Origin of the sequence: Micromonospora sp. WMMA1949, from assembly GCF_027460145.1 — a bacterium.
Lineage (GTDB): Bacteria > Actinomycetota > Actinomycetes > Mycobacteriales > Micromonosporaceae > Micromonospora.
In genome coordinates, this window is sequence record NZ_JAPZBG010000001.1 from 2,520,356 (window position 1) to 2,538,133 (window position 17,778).

The window sequence follows — 17,778 nt, forward strand, 5'->3', positions numbered from 1 at the left end:
AGCCTCACCCGCGTGCGAGTACGTGTCGAGCAGACCTCCCTGCCCGGGATCGGCGTACGTCATGATCTGATGACGGAGTCCGGCCGCCGGCTCGGTGTGGTCTCCCACCGCAATGGCCGTCGCGACCTGGTCCTCTACGACCCGGACGATCCCGACTCCTGCCAACATGACATACCCCTGACCGACGACGAGGCGGAGGCGCTCGCCGACATCCTCGGCGCGTCGCTGATGCTGGGTCAGCTCTCGGGTCTGCGCGAGCAGGCCGCCGGGCTGCTGACCGAGCAGGTGGCCATCCCGGCGGGGTCGAAGTACGTCGGCAAGCGGCTCGGTGACACCAAGGCGCGCACCCGGACCAGCGCGTCCATCGTGGCCGTGCTGCGTCAGGGCGCGGTGAACGTCTCGCCCGAACCCACCTTCCGGTTCGAGGCCGGCGATGTGGTCGTCGTGGTCGGCACCCGTCAGGGGCTCGACGGCGTGACCGCGATTCTCGCCGAGACCGATCCGGACGGCTGACGCGTATGCACGAAACCACAATCCTGCTCATCGAAGTCGGTGCGCTGCTGCTCCTGCTCGGCCTGCTCGGCCGGCTGAGCCGTCGCTTCGGCGTCTCGCCCATCCCGCTGTACCTGCTCGCCGGCCTGGCGTTCGGGCACGGCGGGCTGCTGCCGCTCAACGCCAGCGAGGAGTTCTTCGCCGTCGGCGCCGAGATCGGCGTGATCCTGCTGCTGGTCATGCTCGGTCTGGAGTACAGCGCCAACGAACTGGTGGGCAATCTCCGGTCGGCCGCGCCGGCCGGCGTGATCGACGCGGTCTTCAACGCGCTGCCCGGGTTCGCCTTCGCGCTCCTGCTCGGCTGGGGCTGGGTGGCGGCGGTGGTGCTCGCGGGCGTCACGTGGGTGTCGTCGTCCGGCGTGATCGCCAAGGTGCTCGGCGACCTGGGCCGGGTGGGTAACCGGGAGACGCCGGTGATCCTGTCCGTCCTGGTGATCGAGGACCTGGCCATGGCCCTCTACCTGCCGCTGGTCACCGCGCTGCTCGCCGGGGTCGGCCTGATGAAGGGCGGCATCGCGCTCGCCATCGCGGTGTTCACCGTGGTCGTCGTGCTGGCCGTGGCGATCCGGTACGGCCACCTGATCTCCGCCGCGCTCTCCGCCAAGGATCCGGAGGCGCTCCTGCTCGGGGTGCTCGGCCTGACCCTGCTGGTCGCGGGCGTCGCGGCCAAGCTCCAGGTCTCCGCGGCGGTCGGCGCGTTCCTGGTGGGCATCGCGCTGTCCGGGCCGGTCGCGCACCACGCCACCGAACTGCTCTCCCCGCTGCGTGATCTCTTTGCCGCGGTCTTCTTCGTGTTCTTCGGGCTGGTCACCAATCCGCTGGACATGCCGCCGGTGCTGGTGCCGGCGCTGCTGCTCGCAGTGGTCACCATGGCGACGAAGGTGGCCACCGGCTACCTGGCCGCCCGCCGGGTCGGGATCGCCGAGCCCGGGCGCTGGCGGGCCGGTCTGGCGCTGACCCCGCGTGGCGAGTTCTCCATCGTCATCGCCGGGCTGGCCGTCTCGGCCATCTACCCGGTGGAACCGAAGCTCGCCGCGCTCGCCACCGCGTACGTGTTGATCACGGTGGTGACCGGGCCGCTGCTCGCCCGGCTGCCCGACACCCGATGGTTCAAGCAGTGGCTGCGCAGCCGCGCCGCCGCCGCACGGCCGCCCGCGCCGCTGCCCCTGGGCTCCGGCGACTGACACGGCGCGGGGCCGGATCAGCCGACGGCAGATCCGGCCCGGCGTTGTCAAATTGATCCCGGGAAGGTCTACCACTGCTCCGCCCAACCGCGTTAACGTTTCGGCCCAGCAGCCAGGGTCCGCGGGTGGTCTGCGCCCCCGCCAGCGCAAGCGGAAGGTCGGCCGGTGAGCGTGCAGGAAGAGACGTTCCGCGGCTTCGCCAACCCGGTCGATCCCTCGCCCGCCGAGCTCCGCTCGTGGGCGTATCAGCCGGATTCGGTGCCGCTGACCTCGATGCCGCCCGACTGGGATCTGCTCGTCGCCGGTGACCACCTGGTGCAGACGCTGTTCGACCTGGCGATGGACCAGGGCTGCCCGGCGCGGCGGTTCGCGCTGCACTGCCTCTACATCTACGCCGCCGACGGCATCCGGACGAACTTCCGCGCCCACCCCAAGCGCCGGTTCCGCAAGCTGGTCGAGCAGGCCGAGAAGTCCGGCGACGACCTGATGCGCAACTGGGCGCACAACAGCCGGGTGCTGCTCGCCCGGCCGGACCTCTTCGTCTACCGGGACTGGTGCGAGGGCGGCCTGGTCCGCGAGAACCGCCGCCTCTGACACGAACGACGAACGGGCCGGGATCCCCCGTGGATCCCGGCCCGCACGTCGGCGGATCGTCAGGTCGATCCGCCCTGCTTCTTGCGCCGCTCGTCGTCCCGTGCCCGGTCCACGCCGTGGTCCGTCTGGTCGGCGAAGCGCCCTTCCTTGACCTTGTCGCTGAAGCGTCCCTCGGTGACCCGGTCGAACCGCTCGCGGACGTTCTCGGCCACCTTTTCCAGCCGTTCCTCCGCGCGCTCGGCCACCTTCTTCGCCGGTTCCGCCATGGCTCCCCCCGCCAGCCCGGAGTCCGCTATGAGGCTTTTGCCCCTGCGGAAAAGCCTAATCGACAGTGCCCCGACGTACCCCGGATTCCCCTGACCCGGGCCGCGAACCGGCCCGGGAAAGGACGAAGGCCGGCGCGGCCCCGGGGGAGCGGGGCGCGCCGGCCTTCCGGTACGAGGTCAGCGGTCGGGAGCGCGGCGCGGACGCCAGACGACGAGCGCGGTGGACGTGCGGTTGGTGGGTACGAGATCGCCGCGGGGGAAGCCACCGAGCGACTCCAGCTCGGCGATCCGCCGGTACGCGGCGTCCAGTTCCGCCTCCAGCCGGGCCACCCGCTGCTGCGCCTCTTCGAGCAGCCGCTCCAACCCGATGATCCGCTTGACCCCGGCCAGGTTGATCCCGTCGTCCTGGCTGAGGCGCTGCACCTCGCGGAGCAGCACCACGTCCCGGACGCTGTACCGGCGACCGCCGCCGGACGCCCGGCCGGCCTGCACCAGGCCCAGCCGGTCGTACTGGCGCAGCGTCTGGGGGTGCATCCCCGCCATCCGCGCGGCCACCGAGATCATCAAGACCTTGGCCTCGTAGGCCGGGTCACCCGAGCCGACGTACTCCTCCGACATGCCCGCTCACCTCCGCTGCCGACCTCAACTGAATCGACGTACCCGCGCGTCGAGATGTTCCCGCGCGGCGGGCGGAGTCTGCGCCGCGAAGGTCTCCAGCGCCGCCCGCGCCTCGTCCGACACCTTCGCCGGGACCACCACGTCGAGCGTGACCAGCAGGTCACCGGCGCGGCCGTCCTTGCGTACGACGCCCTTGCCGCGGGCGCGCAGCACCCGCCCACCGGGCGTACCCGGTGGCACCCGCAGGGTCACCGTCCCGTCCAGGGTCGGTACGCGCAGGTCCGTGCCGAGAACCGCCTCGGCGTACGTGATCGGGACGGTCAGGGTCAGGTCGTCCCCGGTACGCCCGAACAGCTCGTCCGGGCGGACCTTCACCTGTACGAACAGGTCACCGGCCGGGCCGCCCCGCTCGCCGGGCTCACCCCGGCCGGCCAGGCGGATCCGCTGCCCGTCGGCCACACCCGCCGGGAAGCGCACGTTGAGCGTGCGGGTCTTGGTGACCCCGCCGGTGCCGTGGCACTCCGGGCACTTCTCCTCAACGATCGTGCCGACGCCCTGGCAGTTGCGGCACGGCTCGGAGAAGCTGAACGACCCCTGGTTGCGGGTGGTCACCCCGGCGCCGTGGCAGACCGGGCAGGCCACCGGCTGGGTGCCGGGCTTCGCGCCGTTGCCGTGGCAGGTGTCGCAGACTCCGGGGGCGCGCAGCGTCAGCGGCAGCGTGACGCCACGTACCGCGTCGGTGAAGTCGAGCGCGACCTCGGTCTCGACGTCCCGCCCGCGGGCCGGGCCACGCGGACGTGCCGGACCGCCGGCGCCCCCGCCACCGGAGAAGATCGAGCTGAACAGGTCGGTGAAGCCACCGCCGCTGAACCGGCTGTCGCCGCCGCCCGCGCCGCCGCCGAACAGGTCGGAGACGTCGAACGGCATGCCACCCGGCTGGCCCCCGCCGCGGGCGTTGCGCCGGAAGGCACCGGAGCCGAACAGCGAGCGCATCTCGTCGTACTCGCGGCGCTTCTTCTCGTCACCGAGCACCGCGTACGCCTCGGAGACGGTCTTGAACCGCTCCTCGGCACCGGTGTCGCCGGGGTTGTGGTCCGGGTGCGACTCCCGGGCCAACTTGCGGTACGCCTTCTTGATCTCGTCCGAGGAGGCGGACTTGTCCACGCCCAACGCGGCGTAGTAGTCCTTCTCGATCCAGTCCTTGGAACTCACCGGTCCACCCCCTTCCACGGGTCGAATCCCGGTCGTCCCGCCCGCCCGGTGCGGGCGGGCGGGACGTCACGGGTCGGCACTACTCCGGGTCCGCGACCGCGACCATGGCGGGCCGCAGCAGCCGCTCGCCGAGCTGGTAACCGCGCCGCATGACCTGTACGCAGGTCGGCTCGGTCACGTCGGCGGAGGTCTGGTGTGCCACCGCCTCGTGCCGGGTCGGGTCGAACGGGTCACCGGTCTCGCCGAACGCGGTCAGGCCGAACTTGGCCAGCGCGCCGGTGAGCTGCTCGGCCACACTGCCGAACGGGCCCACCAGGTCGCCGTGCTCGCGCGCCCGGTCCAGGTCGTCGAGGATCGGCAGCAGCGCGGTGAGCACCGCCCCGGTGGCCTGCTCCTGCACCAGGTTGCGGTCCCGGTCGACCCGCTTGCGGTAGTTGGCGTACTCCGCCGTGACCCGCTGGAGGTCGCGGGTGCGCTCCTCCAGGTCGGTGCGGAGCGACTCCAGCTCGGCACCGAGCGGCGCGTCCGTGCCGGTCCCGCCCTTCGGCTCGGCGGGCGCGTCGACCACGGCCGGACCGCTGACCTCGGCCTCGCCGCCGATCTCGTCGACCACGACCTCGGCCTCCTCGACCAGCCCTTCGGCGGGCGCGTCGGCGGCCGCGTCGGCCGCCGAGGCGTCGTTCGCGGGCTGCTCGGTCACCTTGCCGAGCTTGCGCTTGTCACGGATGACGACCCGGGGTTCGTCGCCGGCGTCCTTGCCGGCGCCCGCCGACCCGGTGGCACCCGGGTCGGCCGCGCGTGGCTTGTCCGTCATGCGGTTACCTCATCCCTCTGCCGTGCGAATCGTGTCCGGGACCGGATGTCACTTCTTGTCCTCGTCCACGATCTCCGCGTCGACCACGTCGTCGTCGCCACCGGCCTTCGGGCCACCGGCCGCACCGGCACCGGCACCCGGCCCGGCAGCGCCCGGGGCGGTCTGCTCGCCCTCCTGCTGCTGGGCGTAGAGCAGCGAGCCCGCCTGCTGGGAGACCTGCGCCAGCTTCTCGTGCGCGGACTTGATCTTCTCGATGTCCTGCCCGCCGAGGGCGCTGCGCAGCTCGCCGAGCGCCTCGTTGAGCTGGTCGCGGTTCTCGCCGGGCAGCTTGTCGCCGCTCTCGGCGAGGAACTTCTCGGTCTGCCACTGGAGCGCCTCGGCCACGTTGCGGGTCTCGGCCTCCTCACGGCGACGCTTGTCCTCGTCGGCGTGCTCCTCGGCGTCCCGGCGCATCCGCTCGATGTCGTCCTTCGGCAGCGAGGAGCCGCCGGTGATCGTCATCTTCTGCTCCTTGCCGGTGCCCAGGTCCTTGGCGTGCACGTTCACGATGCCGTTGGCGTCGATGTCGAACGTGACCTCGATCTGGGGCACGCCGCGCGGGGCCGGCGGGAGACCGGTCAGCTCGAAGGTGCCGAGCTTCTTGTTGTAGGCGGCGATGTCCCGCTCGCCCTGGAACACCTGGATCAGCACCGACGGCTGGTTGTCGTCGGCGGTGGTGAACACCTCGGAGCGCTTGGTCGGGATGGTGGTGTTGCGCTCGATGAGCTTGGTGAAGATGCCGCCCTTGGTCTCGATGCCCAGGCTCAGCGGGGTCACGTCGAGCAGCAGGACGTCCTTGACCTCGCCCTTGAGCACACCGGCCTGCAGGGCGGCGCCGACGGCGACGACCTCGTCCGGGTTGACGCCCTTGTTCGGGTCGCGGCCGGTGAGCTGCTTGACCAGGTCGGTCACGGCCGGCATCCGGGTCGAGCCGCCGACCAGGATGACGTGGTCGACGTCGGAGATCTTGATGCCGGCGTCCTTGACGGCCTGCTCGAACGGGCCCTTGCAGCGGTCCAGCAGGTCCTGCGTCATGCGCTGGAACTCGGCGCGGCTGAGCGTCACGTCGAGGTGCAGCGGGCCGGCCGAACCGGCGGTGATGTACGGCAGGTTGATGTTGCTGGTAGTCGCGGCGGACAGCTCGATCTTGGCCTTCTCGGCGGCCTCCTTGAGCCGCTGCATGGCCATCTTGTCCTGCGAGAGGTCGATGCCGTGCTCGCCGCGGAACGTCTTCACCAGGTGGTCGATGATGCGCTGGTCCCAGTCGTCACCACCGAGCTGGTTGTCACCGCTGGTGGACTTGACCTCCACCACGCCCTCGGCCAGCTCCAGCAGCGACACGTCGAAGGTGCCGCCGCCGAGGTCGAAGACCAGGACGGTCTGCTCCTTGGAGCCCTTGTCCAGGCCGTACGCCAGGGCCGCCGCGGTCGGCTCGTTCACGATCCGCAGCACGTTGAAGCCGGCGATCTCACCGGCCTCCTTGGTGGCCTGACGCTGCCCGTCGTTGAAGTAGGCCGGGACGGTGATCACCGCGTCGGTGATCTGCTCGCCCAGGTACGCCTCGGCGTCCCGCTTGAGCTTCATCAGCGTGCGCGCCGAGATCTCCTGCGGGGTGTACTTCTTGCCGTCGATGTCGACGGTCCAGTTGGTGCCGATCTCACGCTTGACCGACCGGATGGTCCGGTCGGGGTTGGTCACCGCCTGGCGCTTGGCGACCTCACCGACGAGCACCTCGCCGTTGCGGGCGAACGCGACGATCGAGGGAGTCGTACGCGAGCCCTCGGCGTTGGCGATGACGGTGGGCTCACCGCCCTCGAGAACGCTGACGCAGGAGTTCGTCGTGCCGAGGTCGATGCCGACCGCACGTGCCATGTTCGCTTCCTCGCTTCGTAACGGGTGAGCAGGTCAGACGGCCTGCCCGGCGGGTCGCCCGGAAGCGACCGCACCATAAGTTGAGTGAACTTGACTCAATAGTGCCACGCGATCGCCGATCCGCAAGTCGAGGTTGAGCCGACCCGGCGCAACCCGACCGTTACTACTGTCCGGTTGTCTTACCTTGCGTCGGTCGGGCACGCTTTAGCGGTGACGACGCATGGCGATTCCGCCACCCGTGCCGGCGCGCCCGCCGTCGCAGCCCGCACCGGAGCCACCACCGGCGACGACCAGCCTGCTCACGCCGCCGACGGCCTGCCCGCCGCGCTCTCCGGACTGCGGGCGGCGATCGATGCGGCCCGCTTCCCGCTCGCCCTCCCCTCGGCCGAGCCGGCCCGGCACGCCGCGGCGAGCGTCACCGACCAGCTCGACGACTACCTGCTGCCCCGGCTGGCCCGGCTCGACGCCCCGCTCCTGGTGGTCGTCGGCGGCTCCACCGGCGCCGGCAAGTCGACGCTCGTCAACAGCCTGGTCAAGGCGCGGGTCAGCGCGGCCGGTGTGCTCCGCCCCACCACCCGCTCCCCGGTGCTGGTGTGCAGCCCGACCGACGCGGCCTGGTTCCGGCAGGGCGACCTGCTGCCCGGCCTGACCCGGACCACCGAGCCCAGCGAGCAGCCGGGCACCCTGCACCTGGTCACCGCACCGGCACTGCCGCCCGGCCTGGCCTTCCTCGACGCGCCGGACATCGACTCTGTGGTCGACGCCAACCGGGCGCTCGCCGGTCAGCTGCTCGCCGCCGCCGACCTCTGGCTGTTCGTCACCACCGCCGCCCGGTACGCCGACGCCGTCCCCTGGGAGCTGCTGCGCAGCGCCCGCGCCCGGGGCACCGCCGTGGCGATGGTGCTGGACCGGGTCCCCCCGGAGGCAGCCGACGAGGTCGCCGCCCACCTGTCCGAGATGCTCGCCGAGCAGGAGCTGGGTGCCGCGCCGCTGTTCGTGCTGCCGGAGACCTGGGTGGACGGGCAGGGGCTGCTGCCGGACCGGATCACCGCACCGCTCAGCGACTGGTTCTCCCGGCTCGCCGCCGACGCCGAGGCCCGCGCCGCGGTGGTCCGGCAGACGCTCGACGGCGCGCTGGCCGCGCTGCACCCGGTGGTGGAGGCGCTGGCCGAGGCCGCCGACGAGCAGGTCACCGCCGCCGACGCGCTGGACGAGCGGGTCCAGGCCGCGTACCGCAGCGCGGAGCGCAGCGTCGACCAGGGGCTCAAGGACGGCCGGCTGCTGCGCGGTGAGGTGCTGGCGCGCTGGCAGGAGTTCATCGGCACCGGCGACTTCTTCCGCGGGCTGGAGGCCCGCATCGGGCGGCTGCGCGACCGGGTGGTCGCGGCGGTCACCGGGCGGCCCGCTCCCGCCGCGGAACTGCGTACCGCGATCGAGTCCCAGCTCGTCACGCTGCTGCGCGGGGTGGCGGCCGAGGCGGCGGAGAACGCGTACACCGGCTGGAAGGCGCACCCGGCGGGCGCGGCGCTGCTGGAGCCGGACCTGGCGCACCCCTCGGCCGACCTGCCGGAGCGGGCCGAGCAGCTGGTCCGCGACTGGCAGCGCGGCGTGCTGGAGCTGGTCCGGGTCGAGGGCGGCGACCGGCGGTTCGTGGCGCGCACCGCCGCGTACGCGGTGAACGCCACCGGCCTCGCCGTCATGATCGGCGTGTTCGCCTCCACCGCGTTCATCCCCACCGGGCTGGAGGTCGCCGCGGGCACCGGCACGGCGGTCGCCGGGCAGACGGTGCTCCAGGCGATCTTCGGCGACCAGGCGGTCCGCAACCTGGCCCGCAAGGCCCGCGTCGACCTGCTCGACCGGGTGGGCAAGCTGCTGGCCGAGGAGGCCGAGCGCTTCCTGAGCCGCACCGAGGCCGAACGCCCGGCCGCGAACGCCGGTGCGGCGCTGCGCTGGTCCGCCGTCGAGGTCGAGCGGGCCCGGCACCGCAGCGGTCTGTTCCCGACGAACACCGAGCAGGACGGTCGCCTGTGAGCGCGAGGAGTGAGCCGATCCTGCGAGCCCCGCAGGCGCGAACGAGGATGACACAGTGAGCAACGTCGTCGGACGGATGCGTGACGCGCTGCGCGGCGAGCAGCGGGTCGACCCGGACGTGCTGATCGAGCGCCTCCAGGCGATCCAGCGGTTCCTGGCCGCGGTGGACGGCGACGTGCCCGACGCTCAACTGGTCGCCGCGCACACGGTGGTCGAGCGCGCCGGTGACCGGCTCGCGCTCTCCGGCCGACACACGGTGGTCGCGCTCGCCGGTGCGACGGGCAGCGGCAAGTCGAGCCTGTTCAACTCGCTGGCGCGGCTCGACCTCTCCCCGGTGGGCGTACGCCGCCCCACCACGGGTGTCGCGCACGCCTGCGTGTGGGGCCCGCTGGACGGCGCGGTCCGGCTGCTCGACTGGATCGGGGTGCTGCCCCGGCACCGGTTCGTCCGGGAGAGCCCGCTGGACGCCGACGACGAGTCGAACCTGCACGGCCTGGTCCTGCTCGACCTGCCCGACTTCGACTCGGTGCAGCACGGCCACCGGCTGGAGGTGGACCGCCTGCTCGGCCTGGTCGACCTGGTGGTCTGGGTGGTCGACCCGCAGAAGTACGCCGACCGCGTGATCCACACGAGCTACCTGCGCGAGTTCCACAGGCACAAGGACGTCACGGTCGTGGTGCTCAACCAGGCCGACCGGCTGCACCCGACCGAGCTGCCCAGGGTCCTGGACGACCTGCGCCGGCTGCTCGATGACGACGGGCTGGGCGGGGTGCCGCTGCTGCCGACCGTCGCGGTGGACCCGAACGGGCTGGACGGGCTGCGGGCCGAACTGGAGCGTACGGTCGCCGAACGGCAGGCCGCGCTGCGCCGGCTCTCCGGCGACGTGGACGCCGTGGTGGCCGATCTCGAACCGCTCGTGGGGCCGGAGCCACCGCGCACCCGGCCCGGTGACGCCTCGGCGCAGGAGCTGACCCGGGCCCTCGCCGGCGCGGCCGGGGTGCCGACGGTGGCGGCGGCGGTCGAGGGGGCGTACCGGCACCGGGCGGTCGGCAACACCGGCTGGCCGCTGCTGCGGAGCTGGCGCAAGCTGCGGCCGGATCCGCTGCGCCGGCTGCACCTGTCCGGGCGGGATCCGGACGCGCCGGCGGAGAGCCTGGTCGCGGCCACCTCCGTACCCGATCCGACGGCCGCGCAGCGCTCGGCGGTCACGCTGGCGATCCGCGCGGTGGCCGAGCGGGCCGGTGGCGGTCTGCCCACGCCGTGGCCCGCCGCGGTGACCTCCGCGGCCCGGGGCCGGCAGGCCGACCTGCCGGGCGCGCTCGACCACGCGGTCGCCGCGACCGACCTGGGCATGGACCGCCGGCCCGCCTGGTGGCGGGTGGTCGGCGCGCTGCAGTGGGTGGTCACCCTCGCCGCGCTGGCCGGCCTGGTCTGGCTGATCATCGGGTACGCGGTGCGCCTGCTCGGCCTGCCGCCGCTGGAGCACCCGACGCTCGGTGTGGTGCCCTGGCCCACCGTCCTGCTGCTCGGCGGCCTGCTGGCCGGGCTGCTGATCGCGGCGCTGACCCGGCCGGTGGTCGGGTGGGCGGCCCGGCGGGCCCGGGCGCGGGCCGAGCAACGCCTGCTCACGTCGGTGGGCAGCGTCTCCGAGAAGTACGTGCTGGACCCGGTCTGGGCGGTGCTGACGCGCTACGGCACGGCCCGGGACGCGCTGCGCGAGGCGGGACGGCGCTAGACCGGCGTGCTGACCGGTGTGGGGGCGGCCGGTGCGGCGTAGGGTCGATACATGGCCACGCCACAGACCCCCTACGACGCGGTGCTGCACGCCGCGCGCGACGTGACGAGGCTCGACTCGGCCCTGGACGCGGAGATGCTCGGCGCCGCGTTGCTGGGCAGCGTCTACGCCGTCGCGGAGCACGACCGGGAGCAGGCCGTCCGCGACTTCGTCACCGGTTTCCTCGCCGCCACGTCCCGGCGCCGCAGCGCCGCCGCGACCACCCTGCGGGCCGTCTTCGCCGCCCTGGTGCCCGACGCCGAGGGCGCCGCCCGGGTCCGTCCCGGCGCGTACGCCCCGTCGTGGGCCGGTCAGCTGGGCCGGGTGCGCGTCACCGGCGCCTGGGCCTACGGCGACGTGTACGGCGACCAGACCTCCTACCTCGCCACGTTCGCGTACGACGACGAGGAGGAGGGCGGCCCGGAGCACGCGCTGGTGGCCTTGGTCGACCACAACATCGGCATCACCAAGGACGTCTTCGTCGGCGGCCCGGCCGGGCGGATCGTCGAGCAGGCCCGGGAGATCTGCACCGAGGACGAGTTCACCTGGTTCCGCACCGAGGACCCGGCCCGGATGCACGCCGAGGTGAGCCGTCACCTGGCGGTCACCGACGACCTGGCCGAACTGCCCGCGCAGGGCTCGCTCGCCACCGACCGGGCGCTCGTGGGCGCGCGGCTGGCCGCACTCCCGGGGCCGACACCGCCGGCCGGTCCGGCCGTGATGCCGGCGCCGACAGACGAGGAGCGCACCCGCCTGGTCCGCGCGTTCCTCGACTCGCCGGAGGCGGCCCGCTTCGGCCTGCCCGAGGTGGCCGACGGCGAGCTGGCCTCGCTGCACTTCTGCCTCGGCCTGCTGCTCGACCACGCGGCCAGCTTCCCGGACGCCGACCCGATGCGGTGGAGCCCGATGGTGGCCGAGCTGTTCCTGCTCGACTGGGTGCACCGCCGTGCCGTGCTGGACATGGACGACGCGGCGATGCTGCCCCGGGTGCTGCGCGCCTGGGCGGCGTACGCGGCCCGGCAGCGCGGGCTTTCGCAGTCGGCCGCCGCCCGGACGGACGAGGCGATCACCGAGATGGTCCCGGAGTTCGCTCGGCTCTACAGCACCGGCGAGCGGCGCAGCCCCGCCACCGCGGCGGTGGCCCAGCTCATGGCGGACGGGGTGGACCCGGACGACCCGGAGGCGCTGAACGCCTGGATCGAGGCGAACCGCCACCGCCTGACCGACGACCCGGCCTAGGCATTCACGCCCGCATGATCGGCACCATCTCGGCGAGGTGGCTGCATCGGGCCGGGCGGGACCGCACCACTACGGCGAAGTGGTGTCGATCATGAGGTGTGGGACACCGACGGGCGAACCGGGCCGGACGGAACAGAGGTGGCGGACGGTCCGGCGGTACCCGGCGGATCGGCGGGGCCCGACGGATCGACAGGACCGGACGTACCCGATGGGCCGGAGGGCTCGGACGTCGGTTCCGACGAGGGCTCGGAGGTGGGCGTCGGCTCGGCCGTCGTGACCGACGGCTCGGGGCTCGGGCTCGGCTCGGGCGTCGGCGTGGCCGGATCGGACGGCGAGTGTGACGGCGACGGTGAGGGCACCGGCGACGGGCGGGGCGGGCGGACCGGGGTGGGCCGGACCGGCGCGGCCGGCGGCGGGGGCGCGGCGACCGGGCGGGACCGGTGCCGGGAGCCGAGGTCGCTGTCGTCGGGCAGGGCCGGTGCCGCCGGGAGCACCGGCCGCGCCGGGGGCACCGAGGTCACGTCGACGGCGGGCGTGGGCGTGGACGGCACCGGGGCCTGGGTGCCCTGGGGCATCGGGATGACCACCGGACCGACCGAGGGGGTCGGCAGGAACGGGGTGCTGGTGTCGGGGAGGGCGCTGTTGCCGACGGTGGCGGATCCGGTGCTGATCGCGGCGAGGATCGGCATGGAGGCGGTGCCGGCGAGCAGCGCCACGGTGAGCAGGTAGCCGCGGCTGGGACCGCCCGTTCCGGGGGCGCGGTGGGCACCCACGACCCGGCGGTACGGGGAGGCGGGCAGGGCCCGGTGGCGGCCGAGGAAGGGCGTACCGGGCGGACCCTCTGGTTCGGACACCGGCACACTCCTCACGCACGGACGGGACGGGAGAGCACGCGCGAATATCAGGACAAATGCCGCGCCGTGGCTCATCGCAAGCTTGACCCAGTGACGCTCAGTTCACCAGTCGCAACCGCGTGTCGACACACATTTTGTGCGTCGACCGCTCCCGCCACTGGGGACAAAAGCGCTTATCCGTCATGAACCCGATGGAACCTCACCGGCGAGGGAGGCCATACTGTGGGCCCGCTCACCTCCTCTGCCATCATTCAGACACGACGGCAACGCAGCCGCCACTTCCGCGTACCCCGCGGCTGGTGCGGAACGGTGCCGGCGCTCCCGGGCCTGGGTCTGTCCCGACGGACTCCGGCTCACGCCGCGCGGCAACCCCTACCGGGGTCAGGCGCGGTCGCCAGGGACCGACCCGGCACCAGCCGGGCGGGCGCACGAGGTGCGCGGCTCGGGTAACCCCCGGCGCCGGCGCAGACAGACAGGGAGAGACGGATGGCAAAGGGCGACCCCGGGGCCGCCACCCGCAGTAAGCGGGCCGCACCCCGTACCAGACGCGCCGCCGCGACCGGTGAAGCGGAACTCGTACAGCTGCTCACCCCCGAGGGTGAGCGGATCGAGAGCGCGCTCGGCCCGGACGGGACCGAGTACCGCGTCGACTTCACCGACGAGGAGTACCGCGGGCTCTACCGCGACCTCGTCCTGGTCCGCAAGCTGGACGCCGAGGCCACCGCCCTGCAGCGCCAGGGTGAACTGGGACTGTGGGCGAGCCTGCTGGGCCAGGAGGCCGCGCAGGTCGGCTCCGGCCGGGCGCTGCGTATGCAGGACATGGCCTTCCCGACCTACCGCGAGCACGGCGTGCTCTACTGCCGCGGCATCGACCCGATCATGCCGCTGGGCCTGTTCCGCGGCGTCGACCAGGGCGGCTGGGACCCGAACGAGTTCAAGTTCAACATGTACACGATCGTCATCGGGGCGCAGACCCTGCACGCGACCGGGTACGCCATGGGTGTCGCCATGGACGGCAAGACCGGCGGCGAGGACGGCGAGGCGGTCATCGCCTACTTCGGCGACGGCGCCACCAGCCAGGGCGACGTCAACGAGTCGTTCGTCTGGGCCAGCGTCTTCAACGCCCCGCTGGTGTTCTTCTGCCAGAACAACCAGTACGCCATCTCCGAGCCGCTGGAGCGGCAGACCCGCGTGCCGCTGTACCGGCGGGCCGGCGGGTTCGGCTTCCCGGGTGTCCGGGTGGACGGCAACGACGTGCTCGCGTCGTACGCGGTGACCCGGCACGCGCTGGACAACGCGCGCAACGGCCAGGGCCCGAGCCTGATCGAGGCGTACACCTACCGGATGGGCGCGCACACCACCTCCGACGACCCGACCCGCTACCGCATCGCCAGCGAGGTCGAGGCGTGGCAGGCCAAGGACCCGATCGCCCGGATGAAGGCGTTCCTGACCAAGCAGAAGATCGCCGACGAGTCGTTCTTCACCGCTGTCGACGAGCAGGCCCGCACCGAGTCGGTGCACCTGCGCGAGCGCGTGCTCGCCATGCCCGACCCGCAGCCGGTGACCATGTTCGACCACGTCTACCCCAACGGCTCTCCCGAACTGGACGAGCAGCGGGCCCGGTTCACGCAGTACATGGAGTCCTTCGAGGGGAGCGCGCACTGATGGCCACGGAGACGCTCACCCTCGGCAAGGCACTCAACACCGGTCTGCGGCGGGCCCTGGAGAACGACCCGAAGGTCGTCATCATGGGCGAGGACGTCGGCAAGCTCGGCGGCGTGTTCCGGATCACCGACGGCCTCCAGAAGGACTTCGGCGACCAGCGCGTGATCGACACCCCGCTGGCCGAGTCCGGCATCATCGGCACCGCCGTCGGCCTGGCCATCCGTGGCTTCCGGCCGGTCTGCGAGATCCAGTTCGACGGCTTCGTCTACCCCGCGTACGACCAGATCGTGTCGCAGGTGGCGAAGATGCACTACCGCTCGCAGGGCAAGGTGCGGATCCCGATGGTCATCCGCATCCCGTTCGGCGGCGGCATCGGCGCCGTCGAGCACCACTCCGAGTCGCCCGAGGCGTACTTCGCGCACACCGCCGGTCTGAAGGTGGTGAGCTGCGCGAACCCGCAGGACGCGTACGTGATGATCCAGCAGGCGATCGCCTCGGACGACCCGATCGTGTTCCTGGAGCCGAAGCGGCGCTACTGGGAGAAGGGTCCGGTGGACCTGGAGGCGCCGATCGCCGACGCGTACCCGCTGCACTCGGCCCGGGTCGCGCGGCCCGGCACCGACGCGACGGTGCTGGCGTACGGCCCGATGGTCCGCACCGCGCTCGACGCGGCCACCGCCGCCGCCGAGGACGGCCGCGAGCTGGAGGTCATCGACCTGCGGACGATCTCGCCGCTGGACCTGACCGCCGCGTACGAGTCGGTGCGGCGCACCGGCCGCTGCGTGGTCGTGCACGAGGCCCCGGGCAACCTGGGTCTCGGGTCGGAGATCGCGGCCCGGATCACCGAGGAGTGCTTCTACTCCCTGGAGTCCCCGGTGCTGCGGGTGACCGGCTTCGACACCCCCTACCCGGCCGCCCGGGTGGAGGAGGAGTACCTGCCCGACCTGGACCGGGTGCTCGACGCCGTCGACCGCACGTTCGGCTGGTGAGCGGCATGTCCCGGATCAAGGAGTTCAACCTTCCCGACCTGGGCGAGGGCCTGACCGAGGGCGAGATCCTTGCCTGGCTGGTCAAGGTCGGCGACGACATCGAGCTGAACCAGCCGATCGTCGAGGTGGAGACCGCCAAGGCGGCGGTCGAGATCCCGGCGAAGTGGGCCGGACGGGTGCAGGCGATCTTCCACCCGGAGGGGTCCACCGTCGAGGTCGGCGTGCCGATCATCGCGATCGACACCGACCCGGGCGCCGGCCCGATCGAGGAGTCCACCACCGCGACTCCCGCGTCGGACCTGCCGGCCCCGTCGGCCGCGTCGCTGGCCGCGGTCCAGGTCGCGCCCGCCGAGGGCATGGTCGAGCCGGGCCTGATCGGTGGTGTGGCCCCGGGTGGGCGTACCGCCGTGCTGGTCGGCTACGGCCCGCGCAACGCCCCGGCCAAGCGCCGCCCGCGCAAGGGTGACGCGCCGGCCGCGGCACCGGCTCAGGCCGCCCCGGTGGCACCCGCGCCGGTCCCCGCCCCGCCCGCGCCTGCGCCTGCGCCTGCGCCTGCGGTGAACGGCAACGGCCGGGTCTCCGGCCCGGTGCTGGCCAAGCCGCCGGTCCGCAAGCTGGCGAAGGATCTCGGCATCGACCTGGCCACGCTCACCGGCTCGGGTCCGCTCGGCTCGATCACCCGTGAGGACGTACAGCGGGCGGCGAGCGCGACCCCGGCGGCGGCCGAGCCGCTGACGGTCGCGGCACCGGCCGCGTCGGCCGCGAGCTTCGGCGCGGACCGCGAGCAGCGCATCCCGGTCAAGGGGGTACGCAAGCTCACGGCGGAGAACATGGCCCGCTCGGCGTTCACCGCCCCGCACGTGACGGAGTTCCTGACCGTCGACGTGACCCGGGCGATGAAGGTGCTGGACCGGCTGCGTGACCGGCGCGAGTGGCGGGACGTGCGGGTCTCGCCGCTGCTGCTGGTCGCCAAGGCGGTGCTGCTGGCGGTCAAGCGGCACCCGATGGTCAACTCGACCTGGGCCGGCGACGAGATCGTGGTGAAGGAGTACGTCAACCTCGGCATCGCGGCGGCCACCGAGCGCGGCCTGATCGTGCCGAACATCAAGGACGCCGGGCGGCTCTCGCTGCGCGAGCTGGCGGACGCGATGACGGATCTGGTGCAGACCGCGAAGTCGGGGAAGACGTCCCCGGCGGACATGTCCGGCGGCACGCTCACCATCACCAACGTCGGCGTCTTCGGCGTCGACACCGGTACGCCGATCCTGCCCCCGGGCGAGTCGGCGATCCTCGCCTTCGGCGCGGTACGGGAGCAGCCGTGGGTGCACAAGGGCAAGGTGAAGCCGCGCCTGGTGACCACGCTGGGCCTGTCCTTCGACCACCGGATCATCGACGGCGAGCTGGGCTCGAAGTTCCTCCGCGACATCGGTGAGTTCCTGGCCGACCCGGAGGCGGCGCTGCTCGCCTGGACCTGACGTACCGATCGCTCCGGTCACGGCCGGTGTGCCACGGGTGAACACCCGGCACACCGGCCGTGACCGTTTTGGGAACGGAATCATAGGATCCGGGGGCGCGTAGACCTACGATCCGTAGGTACGTGGTTCAGCTCACCTAATAATCGATGGCGATGGGCGGCCCGGTGCGCTTAAATAGAGACATCAAGGGGCTGACAACCGAATAGCCAGGAGGAGAGACCCGAGATGAGCATGATCGAGCGAATCCGCACCCGCCGCGACGCCAACCGCCGCGCCCGCGCCATCGAGCACGCGCTGCGTTCCGCGAACTCGCCCGCGGTCCGCGAGGAGCTTCTCGCCATCGCCCAGCGTCACATGAGCTGACGTCACAGACCTTTCTCACCTCCTCCAGTCCGAAGACCCGCCCGACACCGGGCGGGTCTTCGGCGTATCGGCATCGGTCGGCACCGGGATTCCACCTCGCTCCACCGCCCGGTACGGTTGGCACGGTCGCCAACCGGTTGGTTCCGGGCCGACGCGGGCAAGTGAAACCCATCGACGTCGTCCGGTGACTGACGGTGACGGCTGATGCTCCCCCGGGCGGCTCCGGGCGACCACCGG

At 72.6% G+C, this 17,778-nt stretch carries 16 protein-coding genes; 10 read left to right on the forward strand and 6 right to left on the reverse strand.

Annotation, left to right across the window (positions count from 1 at the left end):
- Positions 1-12 precede the first annotated feature (12 nt).
- The 3 genes from O7607_RS11885 to O7607_RS11895 all read left to right on the forward strand — a co-directional run bounded on the left by O7607_RS11885 (position 13) and on the right by O7607_RS11895 (position 2,330).
- Positions 13-513, forward strand: a complete 501-nt coding sequence (locus tag O7607_RS11885) for a cation:proton antiporter regulatory subunit (RefSeq protein WP_269703145.1) — start codon at positions 13-15, stop codon at positions 511-513.
- A gap of 5 nt (positions 514-518) precedes the next feature.
- Positions 519-1,736 carry a cation:proton antiporter gene (locus O7607_RS11890; protein ID WP_269703147.1) on the forward strand — a complete coding sequence of 406 codons (1,218 nt, stop codon included), beginning with the start codon at positions 519-521 and terminating at the stop codon, positions 1,734-1,736.
- Between the two features lie 165 nt (positions 1,737-1,901).
- A complete protein-coding gene (locus tag O7607_RS11895; protein ID WP_135242700.1) occupies positions 1,902-2,330 on the forward strand; it encodes a hypothetical protein in 429 nt (142 codons plus the stop codon).
- Positions 2,331-2,389: 59 nt separating this feature from the next.
- Here the strand turns inward: O7607_RS11895 and O7607_RS11900 are convergent, their stop codons facing one another.
- From O7607_RS11900 to dnaK, 5 genes are all read right to left on the reverse strand, one after another.
- A complete protein-coding gene (locus O7607_RS11900; protein WP_043327580.1) occupies positions 2,390-2,596 on the reverse strand; it encodes a hypothetical protein in 207 nt (68 codons plus the stop codon).
- 177 nt (positions 2,597-2,773) lie between these two features.
- Positions 2,774-3,214: a heat shock protein transcriptional repressor HspR gene (locus O7607_RS11905; RefSeq protein WP_120572381.1), complete on the reverse strand. Its 441-nt coding sequence runs from the start codon at positions 3,212-3,214 to the stop codon at positions 2,774-2,776.
- Between the two features lie 24 nt (positions 3,215-3,238).
- A complete protein-coding gene (dnaJ, locus tag O7607_RS11910) occupies positions 3,239-4,426 on the reverse strand; it encodes a molecular chaperone DnaJ (protein WP_269703148.1) in 1,188 nt (395 codons plus the stop codon).
- Positions 4,427-4,505: 79 nt separating this feature from the next.
- Positions 4,506-5,240, reverse strand: coding sequence for a nucleotide exchange factor GrpE (gene grpE, locus O7607_RS11915; RefSeq protein WP_269703150.1), 735 nt, complete (start codon positions 5,238-5,240; stop codon positions 4,506-4,508).
- A 48-nt stretch (positions 5,241-5,288) separates the two neighbouring features.
- On the reverse strand, positions 5,289-7,151 hold the full coding sequence (dnaK, locus tag O7607_RS11920) for a molecular chaperone DnaK (protein WP_013473404.1): 1,863 nt from the start codon (positions 7,149-7,151) through the stop codon (positions 5,289-5,291).
- 210 nt (positions 7,152-7,361) lie between these two features.
- Here dnaK and O7607_RS11925 point away from each other — a divergent pair, with 210 nt between their 5' ends.
- The 3 genes from O7607_RS11925 (at position 7,362) to O7607_RS11935 (ending at position 12,195) form a co-directional block, all read left to right on the forward strand.
- Positions 7,362-9,182 carry an ABC transporter gene (locus O7607_RS11925; protein WP_269703152.1) on the forward strand — a complete coding sequence of 607 codons (1,821 nt, stop codon included), beginning with the start codon at positions 7,362-7,364 and terminating at the stop codon, positions 9,180-9,182.
- A gap of 76 nt (positions 9,183-9,258) precedes the next feature.
- Positions 9,259-10,917: a GTPase gene (locus O7607_RS11930; RefSeq protein ID WP_269706951.1), complete on the forward strand. Its 1,659-nt coding sequence runs from the start codon at positions 9,259-9,261 to the stop codon at positions 10,915-10,917.
- 51 nt (positions 10,918-10,968) lie between these two features.
- Positions 10,969-12,195 (forward strand): hypothetical protein, encoded by a 1,227-nt coding sequence (locus O7607_RS11935; RefSeq protein WP_269703153.1) that lies wholly within the window; start codon positions 10,969-10,971, stop codon positions 12,193-12,195.
- Positions 12,196-12,284: 89 nt separating this feature from the next.
- On the opposite strand, the gene O7607_RS11940 is transcribed toward O7607_RS11935, so the two are convergent.
- Positions 12,285-13,049, reverse strand: a complete 765-nt coding sequence (locus tag O7607_RS11940) for a hypothetical protein (RefSeq protein WP_269703155.1) — start codon at positions 13,047-13,049, stop codon at positions 12,285-12,287.
- A 486-nt stretch (positions 13,050-13,535) separates the two neighbouring features.
- On the opposite strand from O7607_RS11940, the gene pdhA reads away from it, so the two are divergent.
- From pdhA to O7607_RS11960, 4 genes are all read left to right on the forward strand, one after another.
- A complete protein-coding gene (gene pdhA, locus O7607_RS11945) occupies positions 13,536-14,714 on the forward strand; it encodes a pyruvate dehydrogenase (acetyl-transferring) E1 component subunit alpha (protein WP_269703157.1) in 1,179 nt (392 codons plus the stop codon).
- The gene (locus O7607_RS11950; protein ID WP_128138856.1) at positions 14,714-15,703 is read left to right on the forward strand and encodes an alpha-ketoacid dehydrogenase subunit beta; all 990 of its coding nucleotides are present in this window, start codon (positions 14,714-14,716) and stop codon (positions 15,701-15,703) included. Before pdhA ends, O7607_RS11950 begins: the two co-directional genes overlap by 1 nt.
- A 5-nt stretch (positions 15,704-15,708) precedes the next feature.
- The gene (locus O7607_RS11955) at positions 15,709-17,178 is read left to right on the forward strand and encodes a dihydrolipoamide acetyltransferase family protein (RefSeq protein ID WP_269706952.1); all 1,470 of its coding nucleotides are present in this window, start codon (positions 15,709-15,711) and stop codon (positions 17,176-17,178) included.
- A 225-nt stretch (positions 17,179-17,403) separates the two neighbouring features.
- Positions 17,404-17,541, forward strand: coding sequence for a hypothetical protein (locus O7607_RS11960; protein WP_013283356.1), 138 nt, complete (start codon positions 17,404-17,406; stop codon positions 17,539-17,541).
- Positions 17,542-17,778: the final 237 nt, after the last annotated feature.

Coding starts and splice junctions, on each gene's coding strand:
- O7607_RS11950 (WP_128138856.1), top strand. CDS start 14,714: ATGGCCACGGAGACGCTCACCCTCGGCAAGGCACTCAACACCGGTCTG.
- O7607_RS11905 (WP_120572381.1), bottom strand. CDS start 3,214: ATGTCGGAGGAGTACGTCGGCTCGGGTGACCCGGCCTACGAGGCCAAG.
- O7607_RS11960 (WP_013283356.1), top strand. CDS start 17,404: ATGAGCATGATCGAGCGAATCCGCACCCGCCGCGACGCCAACCGCCGC.
- dnaK (WP_013473404.1), bottom strand. CDS start 7,151: ATGGCACGTGCGGTCGGCATCGACCTCGGCACGACGAACTCCTGCGTC.
- O7607_RS11930 (WP_269706951.1), top strand. CDS start 9,259: ATGCGTGACGCGCTGCGCGGCGAGCAGCGGGTCGACCCGGACGTGCTG.
- O7607_RS11935 (WP_269703153.1), top strand. CDS start 10,969: ATGGCCACGCCACAGACCCCCTACGACGCGGTGCTGCACGCCGCGCGC.
- grpE (WP_269703150.1), bottom strand. CDS start 5,240: ATGACGGACAAGCCACGCGCGGCCGACCCGGGTGCCACCGGGTCGGCG.
- O7607_RS11900 (WP_043327580.1), bottom strand. CDS start 2,596: ATGGCGGAACCGGCGAAGAAGGTGGCCGAGCGCGCGGAGGAACGGCTG.
- O7607_RS11955 (WP_269706952.1), top strand. CDS start 15,709: ATGTCCCGGATCAAGGAGTTCAACCTTCCCGACCTGGGCGAGGGCCTG.
- O7607_RS11890 (WP_269703147.1), top strand. CDS start 519: ATGCACGAAACCACAATCCTGCTCATCGAAGTCGGTGCGCTGCTGCTC.
- pdhA (WP_269703157.1), top strand. CDS start 13,536: ATGGCAAAGGGCGACCCCGGGGCCGCCACCCGCAGTAAGCGGGCCGCA.